Source organism: Kitasatospora sp. NPDC058190 (assembly GCF_042883685.1).
Classification (GTDB): Bacteria; Actinomycetota; Actinomycetes; order Streptomycetales; family Streptomycetaceae; genus Kitasatospora.
Genome location: NZ_JBHVVI010000161.1, coordinates 1 through 16,841, shown reverse-complemented (window position 1 = coordinate 16,841; position 16,841 = coordinate 1). Strand labels below are relative to the sequence as shown.

Sequence of the window (16,841 nt, the reverse complement as noted above, 5' to 3'; positions counted from 1 at the left end):
GCCGACCAGACGACGGCCGAACCGGTGGCCGTCGAACCACCCACACCCGCCCTGACCAGGTAATCAGCACCTCCCACCCAGCGGGGGAAGCTCACATGACCGACCAGGCCGCCGCCCTGGCCGAGCGAAAACCCGTGGCCTGACAGCCTGCCAGGACGATTGACTGGCACCGGGCACAACTCCGACCGACGAGGGGCATCCGTGGAGGACCCGGATTTCACAGTCCTGCTGGCCGGCAACTCCCCTCACGACCCGACGGCCCTCAAAGCGGTCCGCACGGTCACCGGGCTGAGCCTGTGGCGCAGCCGACAGCTGTTGGACAGCGCGCCCGCCACCGTCCAGTCGGGCATCCCGTTCGACATCGCCGCCCGCGCGGCACGGTGCCTGCGTCAGGCCGGCGTGCCGGCCGCGATCCAGTGCGGCTGGTGCCACCGCACCCTGCCCAGCGACGACACCCCTGTCGACCCCGGCCCCTGCGCGTCCCCGTACTGGCCCACCGCCCACTGCCAGGCCAACTCCATGACCAGCTGTGATTGCGAGTTCTGCGCCGCTTACGGCCCCCTACCCGGGCACACCACCCACCACAGCCCCTGAACCCCATACCGACGACCGCAGCCCCGAGCCTGGTACGGAACTCATGAGCACAGGCCCAACACCATCTGGCACTGAGCTGACCGCCCGCTTAGGGATCTGCATCAAGATGTCACTGCGCGAAGTCTCCTGATGTCACTACACATCCGCACCCTGGTGACACCCAGCGCTCCCCGCCCCCATACGCCACAGTCAGCAGGGTCTAGTGACACCAGCTGATCCCCCAGTGACAACAAACCGCAGATTCGCACCGACCCCACCAACCACCACACACAGTCACCAAACCCCGCCCCGAACACCCACCTCGCCACCACCCCGACAGGCACAACCAAAGGTCCAGACAACCCGGCGTGCGGGCCAAAACACCCCACACCCGCCAACAGGTCACACCCTGCGGCCCCTCGCCGGGTAGAGCTTGGCGTGCAGCGCCCGGTCCTCCCACCACGGATCATCCGGAGCGGACACCAGCGCGGCCACCAGCTCCCGCCTGGTCGGAACCGGCAGCACCAGCGGGCCCAAGTCCTTGACGGCGCGGTCCTGTACGCACTCGGGGCACTCCAGCCGGTCCGGGCTGGCCTTCTCCCGCAGCTCCAGCTTCGAGCCCTCCTTCCCTCCGATCGAACCCCGGCACGTCCAACACGGACTCAGCACGGCGTTCGCCGCCCGGGCCGCCTCCAGCTCCTCTTCGGCCTCCCGTTCCAGGCGCTCCTCGCGGTCCCGGTGGCAGGACCAGCAGCGGCCGCCGGGCCGGCGGATCCACTCCACGGCGGCCGTCGGGGCCGTGCTCCCAAGTGCTCTCCTCCTTGGGGACGTTGCCGCAGTCGGCGCAGGCGAGGGTCCGCATCCAATCTCGGTGGACCTGGCGGGACTTCTTCTCCCGGGCCCTCTGGCGCTCGTCGTACGCCTCGCGGGTGTCCGGGCTCTCCAGCGCGTCGAGCAGGGAGTGCCGGCCGGGACGGCCGTAGCGCCACCAGACGGGGCCGAGGGGGCCGTGCTCGGCCAGCAGCTCCAGCGTGGTCGCGAGGATGGGCACGGCGTCGTCGTACTCGCGCCAGCCGTCGCCGTCGTTGTCGTCCTGGGGCACTGTCCACCACTGCCCGCCCCAGATCTCGGCCGACAGGTCCGCCACTGCCTCCTGGCGGTTGACCAGGGCGACGGGTCCGGCGCCGGTGACGACCAGGGCGACGGGCGGGTACCCGGGCCGGGTGTGACCGGGCCAGGCGCGACGCCACCAGTGCACCGTGCGGTCGGCCGACTCCTGGCCGGAGCGGGCCGGGTCGTTGTCGCGGCCCTTGGTGTGGAACAGCTCGCGGTAGGCGGCGAACTTCGCGGCAACCCGCTGCGGCGCCATGGTGGAGCGGTCGACCTCGACCATCAGGACCGGCACCCCGATCTCCGGGGCCCGGAGCACCGCGTCCGGGCGCACCTTCCGGCGGCCGCCCGGCAGCACGAAATCGACCTCGGTCTCCCAGTCGGTGATGGTGCCGACGCCTCCCGGCGCGCCGTCGGCGGTGCCGCCCAGGACGAACGCGGCGATCGTCTCGTTGACCGCCATCGCGTGCTGGGCACCGGAGCGCCCCGCGCCGCGGGCCGTTCCGCCCATGTCGGAGCGGGGCAGGCCAAGGACGTGCCCGGCCGCCTCCAGTCCGGCCGTGCCCTCCAGCCGCCACGTCTTGTGCCGGGCCCGGGGTTCGGATCGGACGCCTTGCCTGCTTCGTTCAGCGCCACTGGTAGGACATGGTGGTCACCGCCGGGAGCAACACCGGGCCGCCCGCGTCAGTGTCGGGCTGGACGGCCAGTCGGTCTCCCGCACCACCTCCCACGGATCCAGCAGGACTACGGGCATCGACGGACCGGAGGCACCTCGGGAGTCGTCACCCGCGCACCGCAGGACCCGCCACCGACACGCCGTTCAGAGGTCTTTTGGGTAGCCCTTGTCGTCGTCGGAGTCGTAGACCACCTTCCCGTTGCCGTCGTAGCCCTTGATGTGCGGGGTCCGGGTCACGGCGTTCGTAAGGACTCCCGTGGCGGCAAACCAGCCGTGGTCGAGCGCCGCGTCCACGGCCGGTCCGTTTCCGTACGAGACGGTCACGCGCGCCACCGAGGGGGCGTACGTGCCGATGCTGCCCCAGGTGTACGGCAGCTTCCACTCATGGCCGTCGACCATGGCCTGCCGGTACAGCTTGCCCCCATTAATGTCCGGGTTCACCAGGCCCGCCGGGCCGCCCGCGCGCGGGTCGGCGCTGCCGGCCTGGAGGCCGGAGGTCTTGCCGTCGACCTGGTGGCAGATGACCTCGCTCGGATGCTCACCCTGGCTGACGCCGACCACGTTGATGCCGTCGCCCGGGGAGTTGTCGTCCCCGGTGCTCTTCACGGCGAGCAGGACGCGGTAGTCGGCGATCGCCCCGAGGTCGTGGACGGGCGGCCGGTTCGGGTGTGCACCCTGTCCGGTCGGCGGCGGCGCGCTCTGCCGGCGGGCTTGCATCTGCCGGTCGTAGTCCAGGCACTGCCCGAGCGCGGTGGCGGCCTGTTCGAAGCCGATGCCGTTGGTCAACTGGGCCGCCGTCGCCGGAGGCTGCGGCCCGGTCGGCGTCGGGGTGGGCGTGGCTGCGGGGCTGGGCGCCAAGGTGGAGGGTGGGACGGCCGTGCCGTCCGTGCCCACGGTGAGCCCGGTGGCCGGGCGGGCGTCCGAGTGGCCGCGGGCCGTGAGGAGCGTCGCGCCTGACAGCACGGTCAGGACGACCACGCCGGCCGAAAGCGCGGCGGTCCGGCGTCGGCGGGCCGCGCGGCCCTGGCGCCGGATCGCCTCGTAGGGCGCCTCGCCCGGCGTCCGGTCCGCGACCGTGGCGACGAGCTGCTCGCGGAGCGCCGCCTCGAAATCCGGGTGGGTCATCGTCAGCCTCCAGGCGCGGTCGTGATGAGATCGTCGAGTGTGGAACGGCCCTGCGCGGCCCGCGACTCGGCGGGCACGGTGGCCAGACCCGGGTGCGCCCGCAGCTTGGCCAACCCCTTGGCGGCCTGGCTCTTGACCGTGCCGAGCGAGCAACCCATCGCCTGGGCGACCTCCGCCTCCGTCCGGTCGTCCCAGTAACGCAGCACCACGACGGCCCGCTGCCGTGTCGGCAGCGTGGCCAGGGCGCCCATCAGCGTCCGCCGCTGGTCGACCTGGCCGGACGCGTCGCCGGACGCGGCGACCTCGGGCAGCACCTCGGTGAGCCGTTCGACGACCCGCCGCTTGCGGAACCGGTCGTTGTTGCAGGACACCAGCATCCGGCGCACGTAGGCGTCCGGGCTGTCAGCCCGGCTGACCCGCCGCCAGGACCGGTATGCCTTGGCCAGCACGGTCTGGGTCAGGTCCTCGGCATGGTGCCAGTCGCCCGTGAGCAGATAGGCAGTCCGGACCAGGTGCGCCCACCTGGTCCGGGCGAAGGCACGGAAGTCGGCCTCTTCGTCTGTGTGCATCAGCACCCCCTCACCCCTCCAGACCACACTCCCGTCGCACCGGGTTGCCCGACCCGACACATCTTCGTGGTCGGCTACCTCACGGGCGTCCGAAGGCGGCAGGCCCTGGGGCAGGCGAGCGGGGCGGCGCAATAGCCCAGTCCTGACTCCGGGTAAGGCAGCGTACGGCGCGCAGCCGGTCTCCACTGAAGGGTCAGGCTCGGCACTGTGATTGCCAGGGCGGCTTGTAGACAACGAGACCGCCCGTACCGGTCGGGCGCGGCTGCGAGGCCGGTCGTCCACGGGCTGGCGGCCGTCTCCCGTCCGATGGGACGGCGCCAGCCCCGCGGCTGTCGACGCTGTCGCGCCCAGACCACAGACAGGGGTTGAGGGGTATCCGCCCACGTCACACCACACGACACCACCCCATCACGACAGCAGACGCGACAACCCGTCACCCACCACCAGGACGGCGCTTGAAGTGAACTCCCGGGAGCGCGCCGAGGCATGCGGCCCGCTCGACCTCCTCCCCGCCCCGGGGCTGCCCGCCGGCGAAGGCGGGGTGTACCGGCCCGCCGCCGAGCTCGCCTACACCGCCGGCACCGGCGAAGAGCGCCACCGGCTGCGGGCATTCGTCTTTGCGGCGCGGGCCTGTACGCACTCGGGGCACTCCAGCCGGTCCGGCCGGGCCTTCTCCCGCAGCTCCAGCTTCGAGTCCTCCTTCCCCCCGATCGAGCCCCGGCACGTCCAGCACGGGCGCAGCGCGGCGTTCGCGGTGCGGGCTGCCTCCAGCTGTTCTTCGGCCTCCCGTTCCAGGCGCTCCTTCCGGTCCTGGTGGCAGGGCCAGCAGCGGCCGCCGGGGCGGCGGGTCCACTCGACCTGTCCCTTGGGGCCGTACTCCCAGGTGCTCTCCTCCTCAGGAACGTCGCCGCAGTCGATGCAGACCAGGGAGTCCATCAGCTCCTGGTGGACGCGTTGCTGCTCGTCCTCGCGGGCGGCCTGGCGCAGGTCGTAGGCGGCGCGGTTGTCCGGGTTCTCCAGCGCCTCGATCAGCTTCACGGTCCGGCAGCTGACCAACGGACAAGGCCGGGGCCAGCACACTCGTGCGCTAGCCCCGGCCTTGGTAGTAGCGGGGACAGGATTTGAACCTGCGACCTCTGGGTTATGAGCCCAGCGAGCTACCGAGCTGCTCCACCCCGCGTCGGTGACACCACCCTATGCGGCAACCGTTCCAATACGAAATCGGTTTCTCCCAGCGCTCCGGCTCGCCCTTACCGACCCCGCCGCGGTCCCCACGTTGCCCTTGCCGAAAACGTCCTCCGCCCTGCTCAGGCTGCATGTCGGTACTCGTGGAGGAGGCCGCCGAGTCGGTCGGTTCGGCGTATGTCGAGGCGGGCGAGTTGCTCCGGGTTGTCGATTGTCTTGGGAAGTCTCGTTCACCGCCATCGCGTGCGGGGCGCCAGAGCGCCCGGCGCCCCGGGCCGTTCCACCCATGTCGGAGCGAGGCAGGCCGAGCACCTGCCCGGCCGCCTCCGGCGCGCACCGCAGCAGAGTCAGGGCCCCGAACCTGAGGTCTACTCGGCAGACAGGGACTCCCGCATCGCTCTTGCGGTGGCAGTCGGGTCGTAGTGCTCGGGGACGCCGTCGACCAGGATGATGTCGCCCTCGATGTGCCGCGAGCGCAGCGGTGCGATCTCCTGGTATGCGGGTGAGTCCCACCAGGCCTGTGCCTCGGCGATGCCGGGGAAGCTGATCACCACGACGTGTCCGGGCCAGCTGCCTTCCTTCACCTCGTGCTGCGTGGCGTGCACGAGGAAGCGGCCGCTGTACGGCTCGAAGGTGGCGGGGATGCGCTCGATGTACTGGGCGATCTCCGGGTGTGCGGCGGCTTCTTGCAGGTGGGCTATGGCGTAGGCGGGCATGGCTTCCTTCCGGTCGGTTGGGCTCTGTAGGGCCGAGAATCGTGGCATGTGGGTGCGCCAGGGTCGATGGCCTGGCGGGTAAGCGGCCCCGGCCCGCAGCGCGGACCTGCCATCTCGGATCGCCGGGGGGTGGCGAGCATCATCCTGCCGGGTTCGTCCAAGAAGAGGACTCGGGTCCGGCGTTATCGCGGGTGCCCGTCAACGGGGCCGCGACGTCGGACGCGGCGATCGGCTGCATCGAGGTGGCGGGCAGCTGGACCGTGTCATCGTCGATCGTCCAGGACAACGGAGAGCAGGACGATGTGGCCGATGCCGTCCTCCTGGAGGCAGCCAGGAGGTTGCCCATCCATGTCGACGGCTGGTGGCTTTCGGTCAGGCACCAAAGATGGCGACGGGGTTGCCGGTGAGCCAGGTGTTCTCGATGCGTATCCGGCGGATGAGCCAGCGGCTGCCGTCGCGTACCAGGTCGACGGTGTAGGGGTTCTTGAGCAAGGCGTGCGTGCCCGGGTCAGCGGTGAGCAGGTGCTGGGCCTCGACCAGCGCGGTGAGCCGGGCGGTGTTCCCGTCGATGCTGATGCGCGGGTTGGTGACCTGGTGTGTGGTGTCCACCCGGCCGGTGAACATGGCCAGGATGGTGCTGACGATGGTGTCCCGGCCGGTCATCACAGGCGGCTTGGCGCCCCAACGGGCAGCGGCCGGCCGGAAGTCCAGCTCCGCATCGGCGGTGAACGCCGAGGCGAACAGCTCGCGGTCCTTCAGATCCTGCCCGAGGGCGAACCGGTGGAGAGCGTCGGCGATCTCGGCGCGGTCGCGCAGTTCGGCGACGACCGCCGCGGTGTCGCCGGGTTGCGCGGTCAGGGCGTGGTGGGCGGTGGTGTCCATGCTGTCCCTCCGGTGTCTGGGTGACGTCGTGTTCGACATCACCCACTCTGCCGCCGTGATCGATGGCGAACAACGCGCGTCTGCGCAATGATCGTGAACTCAGACTTAACGATGGGATACGCGCGCATCCCGGTCGGGGAGTCCGTGGCAATCCGCTAGAAGCGCCGCATCGCCCTCTCAGACACCTGCTGCTACCGCGGCGCCCAGCCCCAGCAGGACGACACCGGTCGTCATACTGAGCCCCCGCAGGACCGTCGGCCGTGATATCAAGGCGCGCCCTCGGCCGACGGCCCAGGTGAGCAACATGTACCAGGAGGCGCTGACGAGCGCCCACAAGGCTCCCAGGGCGACGGTCGACAGGAACACCGGGCCCTTCGCCGTCACGAACTGGGGCAGCACCGAGACGGCGAACACGCCGGCCTTCGGGTTGCCGAGGTTGGTGCTCAGGCCGGTGAGGTATCCGCCCGCGAAGCCGGTGCGGCGCCCGCCCTCGCGGGGCGGACGGGTGGCGACGGTGGTGAGCGCGGTCCGTAGCGTCTTCACTCCGAGGATCATCAGCACGATGCCACCTGCGATCCGGAGCGCCGCGTACGCGGTGGGGCTGGCCAGCAGGACGGCGGACAGCCCGGCCGCAGCGGCCGTGGACCACAGCAGGAAGCCGGTGGCGTTGCCCGCGAGCGTGCCTCGGACTGTGCGTTGGCCCCCTTCCAGAACCTGCCGGATCAACAGGGCTTGACTCGCGCCTGGCAGCATCGCCAGCAGCAAGGTGGTGGCGATGAAAACGGGCACATGCGTGGGCATGGGAAAAGAACCCCTTCCGGGGATTGCGGCCGATGGGTGCACCACCAGGCTTCCTGTCCCGCGCCCCTAAGAGAAGTTAAAAGAGAAGGGTGCAGTGTTAAGGTCAGTGAATGGTGGTGGACCCGGGACAGCTCCGCCTTCTCGCGCTGATCGAGCGGCACGGCTCCCTGACAGCGGCGGCTCGCGCCCTCCAACTCACGCCCGCGGCGATCACACAACAGGTGGTCAAGGCCGAACGCGACTGGCAGGTGCCGCTGGTCATCCGTGGTCCTCGCGGGGCAACGCTCACCGCGGCCGGCGCACTGCTGGCCTCCCACGGTCGAACCGTGGAGGAGGCCTCGGACAGGGCCGAGGCGGAACTGGCCGCACTACTCGGCCACCTCTCCCTACGGCTGCGGATCGGAACGTTCCAGGCAGCCGCCCTGCACCTGCTGCCACCAGCCCTGACGGCGCTGCGCCACCGCCATCCGGACGCCGACGTCTCGGTCGTAGACGTGGTGTCCGGACGCGGAGCGGACGAGATCAGCGCGGGGCGCCTGGACGTGGCCATCGTCGCGTCCTGGGGCACACCGCTCACGCCGCCCCCACACATACGGGCCCACTCACTCCTGTTGGACCCGATGGTCGTGGTTCTCCCCGACGACCATCCACTGGCCACCGGGCAGCCCGCGGACACCGAACTTCACCTGGAACAACTGCGCGACGAATCGTGGGTTTCCATCCTGGCCGGCCATGCCGCCCGCGAACAATTCCACGACGCTGCCCGCGAGGCCGGCTTCACCCCCACCGTGCGGTTCGAGACCGAGTCCTACGATGTCGCCCAGGCCCTCGTCGGCACAGGCATCGCAGTGGCCCTGGTCTCACGCCTGGCCCTGACCCACGCGCCCGGCACCACCCATCGCGAACTGGCCCACCCCAGGCCCTACCGCCAGCTCTACGCCGTGACCAAAACAGACGCCAGCCTCACACCACTCGCAGACATGCTCATCGACCTCCTACGCGATGTCGCCCGCGACATCACCGCCGCCTGGGAGGCTCCCCCACAAGAAGAACAACGCCCATCGAACTCACCGCACGGCGCCTGAAAAGCCCCCGGTCCCGAATCGACACCGCCTGGTCCGAAGCCGCCGGCCCCGCTCCGACCCCCCGGCTCCTACGGCGAGGCGACCCGCCACAGGTCGAGGCCGACGGCGTGGGAGGCGGGGCTGTCGCGGTACCGGGACGCCGGGCCTCCGCTCTACGCGCTGGCTCTCACCGGCGGCGAGTGGGCCACGATCGACTGGATCCGCGAGCGCAGACGCCCATACGGATCGCGCCCGACGTTGTGGCGCCTAACATCTTCGCCAGCACCACGACCGTCAAGGTCGCCCTCGCACGCCTTGTCGGACTCGACATCCTCCTCAAGGCCGGCCCACGCAGCGGCACCTACCAGCTCGACCCTCATCAGTTCTGGGAGGGCAACAAAGCCTCCCAGAGCGCCGCTTGCCGCCAGCGGAACGCACCGCCCATCACCCCGGATGACAAGGGGGCCATCGCGTAGGAGATGGCCGTCTTCTATCCCGCAGCTGTCGCGTAGGGAGAGGTGTCACAAGCGCCCGCCTGCGGGAAGCAGTCCGGCACCGGCGGACTGGCCTGAAGAGCAACGCTGAAAAGCCTTCCTGATCGGCGGTCGCGGCGGGTTGCCGCCGTCGAGCCCGAGCGCGGGGGCCAGCGACGCGACGACGAGGCCCTCCGCGAGGTGGCCGTGCAGGGCGAGCAGCGGAGGGCCGGCGCCTCCGAAATCGAGGTACGAGAGCCTGCGGCCGTCGATCACGAGCTCCGAGCGGACGGCTCTACCTCTTCACCGTGAAGTAGTCGCGCCCGTCCACCGTCAGTTCGAGCACGATGCCGTACCGGGCGCGCGCCTCGGCCACCTTCCCCGGCCCTTCCGGAACTTGCGAGCAGCGGTGGTACGTGCCGCCGCCGGACGGCGACAGACAGGGCGCGGGCTCCTCGATCCGGTTCACGAACGGCAGATCCAGCCGGTCCCAGTCGATCGCGAGCCCGTCTGTCGCCAGCCGCGGGCTGGGCATCGGCCGGCCGTCCGGGTAGTGACCGCGGGTGCGGTGGTACTCCAGGGCGTAACGGACGGTGCCAATCGCGTACGGTCCGTCCTGGCCGTTCTGGTCCACCGGACCCCACCTGGTGAGGCCGGCCGCTCGGATCCCGGGCAGTACCGAGGTGATGTCTCCCCGGACACCGAAGTCCGCGGTGGCGTGCATCTTGCAGTTCAACAACACCTGCGTACGTGACTCCAAGAGGTTCTGGGAACGCTTCTCGCAGGTGTCGTCGAGCAGGGTGAACACGGGCTCCAGCCCCTCCACCCGGCCCAGGCGATCGATCAGGTCACGGATTCGGGACTCCTCCTCCGCCCGCTGCGACTGTGCCTGCGGCGCCTTGGCCTTCTCCACCAGTTCGTCGTCGGTCGGCATGCGATCGCACCCCGCGACCGCCCCCACCAGCGCCGCCGCGAGCACCAACCCGCCGACCCGACCCCACCGAGACACTGCGCCTCCCCGCACCCGTCCGTCACGTCCCGCCCCAACCCTCCGCTGACGAACGGATCGGACGCATGAGTACGCGTACTCAAATCGCCCGGAGCACCCGGCGGTACGCGCGCGGGGGTGGAGCCAGGCGTCGTTCTTGATGGTGCCGATGTGTCGCAGGCGCCGGTTGCCGTGGGCGACGATCCAGGCGACGGCGCGTTCGACGGGTGGGCGCCAGCGGCGGTAGGCAGCCTGCCAGCCGGGTGTGCTCGCGGCCTGGCGGGCTTAGGCCATGAGGTCGTCGTCGGGGCGGATGGTTACGAGTGCGGTTCCTGCGGCTTCGAGTACCTCAACGCCGAGCCCTGAACAGTCAGAGCCAGGCAGCAAGAAGCACCGGCCACCACGGTGGTGAACCGGTGCTTCTTTCCTGGGAGCGCGGCGGCCTGGGGGACGGTCAGAGGCGGCTGCGGCGGACCCCGGGCCGGGCGGGAGGGACCTGCTCGCCGCGCAGTGCGAGGGCCGCGGTACGGGTGCGCTCCAGCCAGCTCATGACCTGGCGCAACGTGGCGGCATCGAGGTCGCGGGTGAGCGCGCGGACGGCCTGGCGGTCGTCGTCAGTGAGGTGGTGGAGGCCTGCGCGTTCCAGGGTGGTGTAGAGGCAGGGCCGTTGCAAAGTCCGGTGATCTTGTAGTCGCGCTGGTCAGACGATGCCCAGTAGGTCGAGCGGGCGGGTGAAGGGCTCGTAGGAGACGTGCCGGATGCCGGCCGCGATGTTGCGGTGTCCGGGGGCGCGGAGCGCGTTAACCAGGTTGCGTAGGGTCGACATGTTTTCGGGGCCATGGCCGGTGCGGATCTTCGAGGCGTCCTCGGCGAAGGTGGTGTCGCGGACGAAGTGAAGCCGATTCTCGATGGTCCACTGCGACCTGGCGAGTTGGCCCAGACGCTCGGGCGATGCCTGATGCGAGCTCAGGTCTGTGATCGCGTAGACGGTCTGGCGGCTGACGGTTCCGGTCGTGCGGTCGGTGCGGTGTCGCAGGATGCGTACAGCCTGGGCGGCGTGGGGGAAGTCGAGGCCGAGGTCGGTCACGGTGAGGGCCCTGGTCACTCGGGTCTCCCGGCAGCCGTGGCCGATCTCCCGGTCGTAGCGGCGGGCGGTGACGTCCTTCCACGGCAGTGACCGCAGCCGGCGGTGCAGCTCGGGCTGGTTGGCCTTGACTACCAAGAGGTAGTGTGCCTTCTTCTCGTCCACCAGGAAGCGCGCATGCGCGCGCTGGGTGTGCAGGGCGTCGGCGGTGACGGTGACCCCGGTCAGGTCGAAGGGCGCCAGTAGCGCGGCAAAGTAAGCAGGTGATTTCGTTGGTCTTGTCGGGGACCCGCAGCTGGGTGACGGTTCGGCCGTCGCCGGTCATCGCGGCCAGCAGGTGGGCGGCGGGCGTCTGGCCGTGTCGGGAGCCGCGGGCGGCCTTGCCGTCGAGCGCCACCGAGTCCGAGCCGGCAGGATCAGCGCCGGTCAGTTCGGCCAGTCCGCCGGGGCAGACCAGGCCGACAATCCGCCGGATTGTGGCGGCACTCGGCGCGACGCGCATCCCCAACGCGCCCGCCACACGAGCGCCCAGCCGGGCCAGGGCGTGCTACGGAGCACTCGCAGACCACTGGCCGATCGCCGCATACGAGCGCGCGCCGGCGACCACCGCCGAAGCGGCAACCAGCAGCACCGCCACGAACGGGTGACGCACGCCGCGTCACCGGCGCGGATCGGGCAGCGCTCGCAGCCGCTCCGCCAGCGAGAGCCCCGCTGCATCCTCCAGAGCGGGCGACTTGACGAGGCAGACGGTGGCAGACTTGCGGCACATCGAAGCTCCAGCGGTTCAAGGCGACTTGGCAAGGTCACCTCGTTCAACTGGAGCTTCGATGCGTACGTGACGGCCCAGCCCGCGCTCCGTGGACCGCCGCGACCTGCGGACCCTCAGGTCTGGTCGTACCAGGAGAACGCCGCGATCCGCCATCCCTCCGGGGTGCGGACGAACTGGATGGTCTTGGTCCCGCCGCCCTCGAAAGGCTCGCCGTCCAGGACGCCGGCCTTCCGGTACTCGCCGAAGCGCGACGCGATGTCGCCCGCGATCTCGGTCCGCTCGGAGGTCTCCCACTCCGAGAACTCGACCAACCGGCCGTCGGCGAGCAGGCGTTCGCGCGGCTCGATGAACTCGTCCACGGTGTAGACCGTGTACTTCGGCCCGGTCAGCACGATCACACCACCCGGAATGACCAGCCGGCGGATCCGGGCCACGTCCGCGGCCTTGCCGCCGCGGTTGTCGAAGGCTCCGAAGAACTCGGCGGTTATCGCGTCAATCTCGATCTTGGACATGGCGCGACAGTAACACCGCTAGGGGGCAAGGCAACGGACATGGCGTCGAGGCAACTTCGACCCAGGGCACCCACGAGATCATGCGACTTTGCAACAGCCCTGGGTGTAGAGGGGCTGGGCGGCGGTGGCGCCGGCGGCAGGGCGCAGCCCCGCCCTGGCAGCCGGCACCGCGACCACCGGACCGGGCAGCGGGCCACTGACGGCCCTTGAGAGAATCGGGCAGGCGGTGCGCGCCGCGCCCCATTGCACGCGGCGCGCACCCCTCATCGAGATCATGGTCGTCATGGGCGCCCTCGAGGCCCGGGATCGCGGCATGGGGCGGCTGCTTGGGCGCCGACATCAGCGAGGCGCTCGATCGGATGGAGAAGGAGCGCAGGGCATGGAGGGGCTCAGTGCGCGCAAAGAGCGGTCGCGAGCATCTGGTTCATCGCGCCGCCCACCGCCGGGGGCATGGTGAGGTCGGTGTTGACGGCGAGGGTGAGCTGACGCTGACCGTCCGGCGAGGTGAAGCTGAAGGTCGTGTAGCCGGCGACGCTGCCCGAGTGGCCGATCACGGACCCGTCGGGGCAGGCGGGACGGGCCTCCAGGCCCAGCCCGTAGGTGCGGTGGTCATCCCGGTCGGTCTGCTGCATGGTCCGCATCTCGCCCAGCAGCGCCGGTGGCAACAGCTCGCCACCGAACAGAGCCCGGTAGAACCGGTTCAGGTCGGAGGTGGTGGAGACGACCGCACCGGCCGCCCAGTAGACGGAGGGGTTGAACCGGGTGAGGTCCGTCGGCGCGGCGGAGGGCCCCGCCAGCCACTCGTAACCGTGCAGCTGAGGGCCGGGCAGCTGGTCGGAGCTGGGGAAAGAGGTGCCCCTCAGGTGCAGGGGGCGCAGGATCCGCCCGGTGATCTCCTCGCCGAGGGTGTGTCCGGTGGTGTGCTCGACCAGCAGCCCGAGGACCATGTAGTTGGTGTTGGAGTAGTCCCAGTCGGTACCGGGGGCGAACTTCGGGCCGTGCTGCACGGCCATGCCGATCAGCTGCTGTGGGGTGTACGTGGTGTGCTGGGCGGCCTGCACGACGCCGGGCTGGTCCAGCATCAGCTTCATGAAGTCGGCGAGCCCACTGGTGTGGTTCAGCAGCTGCCGCACCGTGATGTGGTCACCGTTCGGCAGCAGGCCGGGCAGGTGGCTCTCGATGGGGTCGTCCAGGCCGAGCCGGCCCTCGGCCACCAGCTGGAGCACCACGGTGGAGGTGAAGCTCTTGGTCACACTGCCGGCACGGAACCGGTCCTCCGCCCGCGGCCGCTGCTTGTCGACCAGGTCGGCGTAGCCGCTGACACCCCGCCAGGTGTTGCCGTGCTCGTCCCGCACCTCCGCGATCGCGCCGGGCGCCCCGCCGGCCACCACGGCGTCGAGCGCACGCTGCAGGGCGGCCCGGTCGGTGGAACGGCTCCCGGCCACCACGGTGGAGGCGTCGAGCGGTGCGGCCATGGCCGGCGAGGCGGTCGGGACGAGGACGGCGGCGGCGACGAGCGCCGCGAGCGCGACGGACTTGCGATACATGGGATCCCCCGTGGTCATTTGCTGATGCGACATCAAACTAGGCCCACGGAAGCCGCTCGACAGTCGCGACCTGGGGTGATTCCGACCCCGGCTCCTCCCTGATGTCCGGTCGGCCGACGGCTCAGGGACATCCCTGACACGAAGCCCCGAACGCAGGGGTCGGCGAGGGGGTCGGCGCGGTCCACCGGAGTCGGTGGTTCAGCCGCAGAGCCTGCGTTCGACGTCCTGGGCCAGGTCTCACGGACGAGCCAGGCGGCAGCAAATTAGCGAGAGGCTGGCTGCGTGTTCTCCGGCACGCTGCCCGCACCGGCCAGGGCGCGGCTGGCCACGTCCGCTGGTACTGACTGAGTAGACCGCCGTCCCCATGGGGCAAACGAGACCACCCGGGTGGGGAATTCCGGCAGGGCATCCTACGAAGGCCACTCGGCCAGAGTGAGGCGGGCACCCGGATCGAGGCCGCTCTCCACCAAGTGCAGCCGCCGGACGAGTACCTCCAGAACCGTCTGCAACGACACTTTCTCCTGCGACGTCAGCGTCACCTACCGTCAGTGAACAGGGAAGGACTACGAATGGACCCCACCGCGCGCCCTCCGGGCGGTCACGACGCCGAGGACATCGCGAGCGCGAAGGAGCGAGGCTGGCGCGATCTGGCGCCTATCGACGGCGCCTACCAGGCGGGCGAGATCACGGTCGCCGAGTGGCACTCCGCTGTCCTGGACGTCATCGAACCGGCCTACCTCAACGGCGACAATCCGCGGGCCCAGTCCGGCCACAGTGGCGACGAGACCCGGTGGCGAGAAGCCCGCGGCCTGCTCGTCGACCTGCTCCCGCCCCACGGCGGGACGTTCCTTGACGTCGGATGCGCCAACGGACACCTGATGGAGAGCCTGACCAACTGGGCGGCTGAGGTAGGGATCACCATCGAGCCCTACGGAGTGGAGATTTCCACTGCCCTCGCCGACCTCGCCCGATCCCGCTGCCCGCAGTGGGCGCATCGGATCTGGATTGCCAACGCGATGGGCTGGAAGCCTCCACATCGCTTCAACGCCGTCCGCACCGGCCTGGATTACGTGCCGACGGACCTGCGTGGAGCGTACGTGGCCCATTTGCTGGACTATGTCGTCGCCCCGGGTGGCCGACTGATCATCGGGGTCCACAACGAGGAACGAGACCAGACCACAACACAGGACCTGCTTCAATCCTTCGGCTACACACCGGCTGGTACTGCTACGGCAGACCACCGGCACCCCGAGATCCAGTACAAGGGTCTCTGGCTGGCCAACGCTTGAGTAAGCGCCTCGTCGTTGGCACCGGGGCACGTGCCTCCCCGGTGCCCTGATGGGCAGCGCGCTTGCCTCAGCAGGCCGACACCGTCGGCGAAGCGCCAGCCATCGCGAGCAGCTCTGGCCGGAGGCCAGAGCATGGCCCATGTCGGCGTCGAACTCGACGGCGTTTGGTTTTTCAGCTGGTCGTCCGTTGCCCGAGCAGGCGTCCCTGTTCCTGCTTCAGGCCGGCGAACCCGCGCCGCGCGTATGCGGCTATCTCTTCGCTGGGGAAGGCCACTACGGAGAGGTGCTCGTTGTAGCTCCCCTGATCCCAACGGGCGGCTGTGATCTCGTAGCCGGACACGTGTGCGCACAGCTGAAGCAGAATGGGTGGCATCTCTGACTCGCTCAGGAGGTCAGCGTGCTTGATGACGAGGTCACGCATGGCCTGGATGTTTGGGAGGAAGACAGTCCTGACCCACAGGCGCCACTCGGCGAGCTCTTCCTCGGACGGTGGTGTCTCATGCACGAAGGGTGACGTGCCGTCAGGACGAGCATTGCGTTCCATGAACGCGCTGAAAATGCGGCTATTGGCCTCGGTGAGAGCGAACAGCGGTCCGTAGAAGTCACTGAGCTGTCGATTCAAACGGGCGAGGCGTTCTTGGCGCTGCGACAGACGCAACCCGTTGAGATAGGTAGCTGCATAACCGACGAACGCCAGCGCGATGGTGACGACCACTGTGATCATGATGGGCGATGCTAGTAAGCGTCGCGCCCCTTCGTCAGCTGGCGGCAGCAGATAAGGATCGCCGCGATCCCGGCGAAGGCGAGGAAGTGCTCGGCTTTGCGTTCGTAGCGGCGGTGAAGGCGTCGGCAGCCAGCGAGCCAGGACACTGCCCTTTCGACGACCCAGCGGTGGCGACCGAGCCGCTGTGAGGACTCAATTCCTCGGCGGGCGATGCGGTGGCGGATCCCGCGTTCGCGGAGCCATTGCCGCAGGTGATCGTAGTCGTATCCCTCAACCTGATCGAGTCGACCTTCGCCACCGTCCGGCTCCGCACGAAAGTCACCAAGGGCGCCGGCTCTCGCGCCGCCGGCCTGGCGATGGTGTTCAAGCTCGTCGAGTCGGCCCAGGTCCGTTGGCGGGCCGTCAACGGCGCCCACCTCGTCCCGCTCGTCGCGCGGGAGCCCGCTTCGAGCGCGGAGCCCTGATGGAGCCTGACCGAGCGGCGGCATAACTGCCACGATGCGCGGAAATCGGTGGTCTCTCCAACGCCGGCCAGGCGATACTGGTCCGCCATGACGAGCGATGAATACTCGGCCGGTCCGGCGTTGCGCCGAGTTCTGGCCAAGGCGGGCGGACCGGAACTGCTGGACCTGCTGGCCAAGGGGCTGACCGGGACGGATCTGACCACGCTGCTCCTGGAAGTCTTCCGACGCCGCGCCGATCGGCTCACCCCGGCCGAGGTGATGCGGCGCTATCGCACCGACCGGTTCGTGAC

General features: G+C 69.9%; 17 protein-coding genes, 1 tRNA gene and 3 pseudogenes. 5 read left to right on the top strand and 16 right to left on the bottom strand.

The genetic code is table 11. The annotated features are described in order from the left end of the window. The first annotated feature begins 201 nt into the window (after positions 1 to 201). Positions 202 to 594, top strand: coding sequence for a ribosomal protein L7/L12 (locus tag ACFVWU_RS40720; protein WP_387630770.1), 393 nt, complete (start codon positions 202 to 204; stop codon positions 592 to 594). Positions 595 to 1,039: 445 nt separating this feature from the next. Here ACFVWU_RS40720 and ACFVWU_RS40715 read toward each other — a convergent pair. From ACFVWU_RS40715 to ACFVWU_RS40680, 8 genes and pseudogenes are all read right to left on the bottom strand, one after another. Continuing rightward, positions 1,040 to 2,263: pseudogene (locus ACFVWU_RS40715) on the bottom strand (replication-relaxation family protein); the annotation flags it as partial. Between the two features lie 240 nt (positions 2,264 to 2,503). After that, the gene (locus tag ACFVWU_RS40710) at positions 2,504 to 3,484 is read right to left on the bottom strand and encodes a hypothetical protein (protein WP_387630768.1); all 981 of its coding nucleotides are present in this window, start codon (positions 3,482 to 3,484) and stop codon (positions 2,504 to 2,506) included. Between the two features lie 2 nt (positions 3,485 to 3,486). Further along, entirely contained in the window at positions 3,487 to 4,053 is a 567-nt protein-coding gene (locus ACFVWU_RS40705; protein WP_387630766.1) for a SigE family RNA polymerase sigma factor, read from the bottom strand. 567 nt (positions 4,054 to 4,620) lie between these two features. After that, the gene (locus ACFVWU_RS40700) at positions 4,621 to 5,091 is read right to left on the bottom strand and encodes a hypothetical protein (protein ID WP_387630764.1); all 471 of its coding nucleotides are present in this window, start codon (positions 5,089 to 5,091) and stop codon (positions 4,621 to 4,623) included. A 68-nt stretch (positions 5,092 to 5,159) separates the two neighbouring features. Continuing rightward, positions 5,160 to 5,233, bottom strand: a tRNA-Met gene (locus ACFVWU_RS40695). 373 nt (positions 5,234 to 5,606) lie between these two features. Beyond that, entirely contained in the window at positions 5,607 to 5,954 is a 348-nt protein-coding gene (locus ACFVWU_RS40690; protein ID WP_387630761.1) for a DUF1330 domain-containing protein, read from the bottom strand. A gap of 372 nt (positions 5,955 to 6,326) precedes the next feature. Next, on the bottom strand, positions 6,327 to 6,836 hold the full coding sequence (locus tag ACFVWU_RS40685; RefSeq protein ID WP_387630758.1) for a nuclear transport factor 2 family protein: 510 nt from the start codon (positions 6,834 to 6,836) through the stop codon (positions 6,327 to 6,329). Between the two features lie 177 nt (positions 6,837 to 7,013). Continuing rightward, entirely contained in the window at positions 7,014 to 7,637 is a 624-nt protein-coding gene (locus tag ACFVWU_RS40680) for a LysE family translocator (protein ID WP_387630756.1), read from the bottom strand. Positions 7,638 to 7,747: 110 nt separating this feature from the next. Between ACFVWU_RS40680 and ACFVWU_RS40675 the strand changes: the two genes are divergently transcribed. Next, positions 7,748 to 8,722: a LysR family transcriptional regulator gene (locus ACFVWU_RS40675; protein WP_387630754.1), complete on the top strand. Its 975-nt coding sequence runs from the start codon at positions 7,748 to 7,750 to the stop codon at positions 8,720 to 8,722. Positions 8,723 to 9,222: 500 nt separating this feature from the next. Here the strand turns inward: ACFVWU_RS40675 and ACFVWU_RS40670 are convergent, their stop codons facing one another. From ACFVWU_RS40670 to ACFVWU_RS40645, 6 genes are all read right to left on the bottom strand, one after another. Beyond that, positions 9,223 to 9,450 carry an alpha/beta fold hydrolase gene (locus ACFVWU_RS40670; RefSeq protein ID WP_387630752.1) on the bottom strand — a complete coding sequence of 76 codons (228 nt, stop codon included), beginning with the start codon at positions 9,448 to 9,450 and terminating at the stop codon, positions 9,223 to 9,225. 19 nt (positions 9,451 to 9,469) lie between these two features. Then, the gene (locus ACFVWU_RS40665) at positions 9,470 to 10,108 is read right to left on the bottom strand and encodes a hypothetical protein (protein WP_387630749.1); all 639 of its coding nucleotides are present in this window, start codon (positions 10,106 to 10,108) and stop codon (positions 9,470 to 9,472) included. A 508-nt stretch (positions 10,109 to 10,616) separates the two neighbouring features. Next, positions 10,617 to 10,835, bottom strand: coding sequence for a hypothetical protein (locus ACFVWU_RS40660; RefSeq protein WP_387630746.1), 219 nt, complete (start codon positions 10,833 to 10,835; stop codon positions 10,617 to 10,619). Between the two features lie 27 nt (positions 10,836 to 10,862). Then, entirely contained in the window at positions 10,863 to 11,444 is a 582-nt protein-coding gene (locus ACFVWU_RS40655; protein ID WP_387630772.1) for an ISAs1 family transposase, read from the bottom strand. Between the two features lie 684 nt (positions 11,445 to 12,128). Further along, positions 12,129 to 12,527 (bottom strand): nuclear transport factor 2 family protein, encoded by a 399-nt coding sequence (locus tag ACFVWU_RS40650; RefSeq protein ID WP_387630744.1) that lies wholly within the window; start codon positions 12,525 to 12,527, stop codon positions 12,129 to 12,131. Between the two features lie 389 nt (positions 12,528 to 12,916). Beyond that, on the bottom strand, positions 12,917 to 14,074 hold the full coding sequence (locus ACFVWU_RS40645) for a serine hydrolase domain-containing protein (protein ID WP_387630742.1): 1,158 nt from the start codon (positions 14,072 to 14,074) through the stop codon (positions 12,917 to 12,919). A gap of 569 nt (positions 14,075 to 14,643) precedes the next feature. Here ACFVWU_RS40645 and ACFVWU_RS40640 point away from each other — a divergent pair. Beyond that, positions 14,644 to 15,363 carry a class I SAM-dependent methyltransferase gene (locus tag ACFVWU_RS40640; protein WP_387630741.1) on the top strand — a complete coding sequence of 240 codons (720 nt, stop codon included), beginning with the start codon at positions 14,644 to 14,646 and terminating at the stop codon, positions 15,361 to 15,363. Positions 15,364 to 15,535: 172 nt separating this feature from the next. Here the strand turns inward: ACFVWU_RS40640 and ACFVWU_RS40635 are convergent, their stop codons facing one another. Both ACFVWU_RS40635 and ACFVWU_RS40630 read right to left on the bottom strand, forming a co-directional pair. Continuing rightward, on the bottom strand, positions 15,536 to 16,087 hold the full coding sequence (locus ACFVWU_RS40635) for a hypothetical protein (RefSeq protein WP_387630739.1): 552 nt from the start codon (positions 16,085 to 16,087) through the stop codon (positions 15,536 to 15,538). An 11-nt stretch (positions 16,088 to 16,098) separates the two neighbouring features. Then, positions 16,099 to 16,362: pseudogene (locus tag ACFVWU_RS40630) on the bottom strand (transposase); the annotation flags it as partial. On the opposite strand from ACFVWU_RS40630, the pseudogene ACFVWU_RS40625 reads away from it, so the two are divergent. Both ACFVWU_RS40625 and ACFVWU_RS40620 read left to right on the top strand, forming a co-directional pair. After that, a pseudogene (locus tag ACFVWU_RS40625) lies at positions 16,360 to 16,577 on the top strand (IS256 family transposase); the annotation flags it as partial. The pseudogenes ACFVWU_RS40630 and ACFVWU_RS40625 sit on opposite strands and share 3 nt — an antisense overlap. 61 nt (positions 16,578 to 16,638) lie before the next feature. Further along, positions 16,639 to 16,841: hypothetical protein (locus tag ACFVWU_RS40620; protein WP_387630737.1), on the top strand; the 203-nt coding region annotated here is incomplete at its 3' end.